This window comes from Streptococcus pseudopneumoniae (assembly GCF_001072315.1).
Classification (GTDB): domain Bacteria; phylum Bacillota; class Bacilli; order Lactobacillales; family Streptococcaceae; genus Streptococcus; species Streptococcus pseudopneumoniae_R.
In genome coordinates this window covers 1-2,415 of the sequence record NZ_JVLI01000031.1, presented here as the reverse complement: position 1 = coordinate 2,415, position 2,415 = coordinate 1, and the positions used below count along the sequence as shown (strand labels likewise).

General features: G+C 34.0%; 5 protein-coding genes and 1 pseudogene. All 6 read right to left on the bottom strand.

Annotated elements, in window-relative coordinates:
* Positions 1–402: pseudogene (locus ADH54_RS01510) on the bottom strand (hypothetical protein); the annotation flags it as partial.
* Entirely contained in the window at positions 399–626 is a 228-nt protein-coding gene (locus ADH54_RS01505) for a hypothetical protein (protein ID WP_049523686.1), read from the bottom strand. The pseudogene ADH54_RS01510 and the gene ADH54_RS01505, both read right to left, overlap by 4 nt.
* A gap of 47 nt (positions 627–673) precedes the next feature.
* Complete coding sequence (locus ADH54_RS01500) at positions 674–1,147, bottom strand: hypothetical protein (RefSeq protein WP_049523683.1); 474 nt, start codon at positions 1,145–1,147, stop codon at positions 674–676.
* A 15-nt stretch (positions 1,148–1,162) separates the two neighbouring features.
* The gene (locus tag ADH54_RS01495; RefSeq protein ID WP_049523681.1) at positions 1,163–1,570 is read right to left on the bottom strand and encodes a hypothetical protein; all 408 of its coding nucleotides are present in this window, start codon (positions 1,568–1,570) and stop codon (positions 1,163–1,165) included.
* A gap of 77 nt (positions 1,571–1,647) precedes the next feature.
* Entirely contained in the window at positions 1,648–1,893 is a 246-nt protein-coding gene (locus tag ADH54_RS01490) for a hypothetical protein (protein WP_049523679.1), read from the bottom strand.
* Positions 1,894–1,910: 17 nt separating this feature from the next.
* Positions 1,911–2,415, bottom strand: a 505-nt coding sequence (locus tag ADH54_RS01485) for a type IV secretory system conjugative DNA transfer family protein (RefSeq protein ID WP_049523677.1), incomplete at its 5' end; no start/stop codon positions are given.

The window sequence follows — 2,415 nt, the reverse complement described above, 5'->3', positions numbered from 1 at the left end:
ATCTAATTGATTATTAACCTGAAGCAAGTCTTGTTTCAAGTGAAATAATTCTTCTGCATTGGCCTTTAATTCTTCAAAGTACTCTCTGGAGATCTTCACTGGTCGAACCAATAAATCTTTCTCCCTTTGCTCTCGAGGGTAAGAAAATAAGTAGGGTGCAACTTCTTTGAAATCTTGATAATTCATCCATTTTATAGATTCAGTAACAATCATATTCTGGACATCGATGACATCTGTATGAGGAGTAATCCAGCCAGATAAAGCCAACTCTTTTACTGCTTCAGATAGGGGGTAAGAAGGGATATGTTCTAAAATCCCCTCAAAATAACCAATCCCTCGTGCAGTCTCCTCCTCAACTTCACGCTTCATTCGTTTAAATTGTTTTTGTGGTAATGTATTCATTCTATTTCGTTTCCTTTCTTTCCGTTATCTGGACCGTAAAAGGTATCTACGATACCTGCCGAACATAAAGCCGATTCCAATGCCGATCTAGCTAACTCAGAAGCCGCAATTGTTCTAACTTTCACTTCCCATAACTCTTCTTCCTTCTCCTTAATTAAGTTATCCATAAACTCATTATCTTTAATCAGCTCATCTCGCCGTTGCTTAAGTTGTTTTAAATCCATTTGATTCTCCTCATCAAAAAAACAGCCATTACGGCTGCCTTGTACTTTTAGGTATTAGAAATTGCAAGAGATCCCAATGTTGCTCCTACCGCACACACTATTAAAGTTGCTATGATGATTGGACTCAAAAGAGCTCTTGATATTGAAATAATTAAAAAGAAATTAACCACTATGACTATGGCAATAATAAACCAAATGGCATTTTTTATTTCTTCTCTCTTATAACTAGACTTATTTATCATTGAAAATAATATAGGTATTATAAAACCAATGATAATTAGCAAGATTCCAAAAAACAAAAAGTGCCATGATATATTATTTTCATATGACATGACATTAGACGCAATTGACACATCTTTCTGATTTATCATTTTATCAATATCAAAATGATGTTTTAGTTGCTTATTTAAATTTCCCAGATTAAGATTAAAGCAAATGACAACTATTGCATAAATTAATTCTATTGCCACATATGGCGTATAAGGGCTTTCTAATACTTCAAAAAATCGATCTCTATACAAATTTATCTCCTCTATTTAAGTATAGTGTTCTTCTATATAACGTTTCAAAATAAGATAGCGTCTCAATAACAATGAGTAGCTAAAATTATAGATCAAAATAGTCAAAAATAACAAAACTATAAATAGTGCTATAATGATACTCAGTAACACACTTTCATTCAATTCCTTAGTAGGTAATCCTGTTAAAGGTGAAAATAAGATTGCTAAAATTCGTTTTAAATCATTTGAAAAAATGATGGTTAATACTAGACCTACCAATAATTTCCAGCTACGGGAACTTCTCTCTTTTTTTATTTCTAACTCTATAAATTCTGCTAAGATTGCCTCTTTTGACCGTCGGTTATAGTACCCAAAAGCTTCTTTGTAACGGCGTTCATGCCGTTTCATCCACCTTTCATAATAATTTTTTATAGTAGATGTCATAGGATTAGTGTACTCCTTTCAATCATCGCTTATTCTCCATTCATTATATCACAAAATACCAAAACACATTGTGCTATCTAGTTCTTAGTTTCTATATAGCCAAGTTCATCTGTAGAAAAACCAACAATCTTATAGAAGCCTATGGCTCCAAAAATTTCTAATAAATGAGTTTCCGCTACCCTTTTAGCTGTATTAAAATCACGAAAAAAACCTGCATGAGCAAAATTTTCATGCCAGGTTATTTTTTCTCCTTCCTGATGCAGCCACACATACTGATCCCAATTTATAGCAATTAAAACGCAATAAGAGTCATAAAATTCCATTAGATTTCCTTTCTTTTCTAACTCACTTTGAGAGGAACTTCCTCAACTTCCTTAATCCCAATATGAATAACATTTTCTTCCCCAACCTGGGCTTTCCACTCATCAATATCGCTTAGATAGCGCTTGTATCGATACCAGTTGTCATCATTCGGGCCATTGCTTAGGAGATAGGCTCTTGGATGCGTATCAAGGTTAAATTTCTGATCTCGAAAAACATTTTGTTTGGATAGGAAGAGTAGGGCTTCTGTTGTACCAATAGTAGCCACCTCATGCGGTGTCAACAGCTCTCGACCAATTTTAGAGTTCTGCTTAGAACTGCTAGCATTTCTTCCTCTGCTCTCACTATAATTCTGATCATTCAAAGTTTGCTTACCTGATCGCTCAGATAGATACTTAAGCGTATCTAAGTCATTGGAACCTAAATAAAGAATAGCACCACAGTTATTGATAATCGTCTTCGTATTTTCTTTACCGTACAATACTTCAATCTGACTTTGAGATTGCACCATCATCTTGATAGAA

Coding starts and splice junctions, on each gene's coding strand:
- ADH54_RS01495 (WP_049523681.1), bottom strand. CDS start 1,570: ATGACATCTACTATAAAAAATTATTATGAAAGGTGGATGAAACGGCAT.
- ADH54_RS01505 (WP_049523686.1), bottom strand. CDS start 626: ATGGATTTAAAACAACTTAAGCAACGGCGAGATGAGCTGATTAAAGAT.
- ADH54_RS01490 (WP_049523679.1), bottom strand. CDS start 1,893: ATGGAATTTTATGACTCTTATTGCGTTTTAATTGCTATAAATTGGGAT.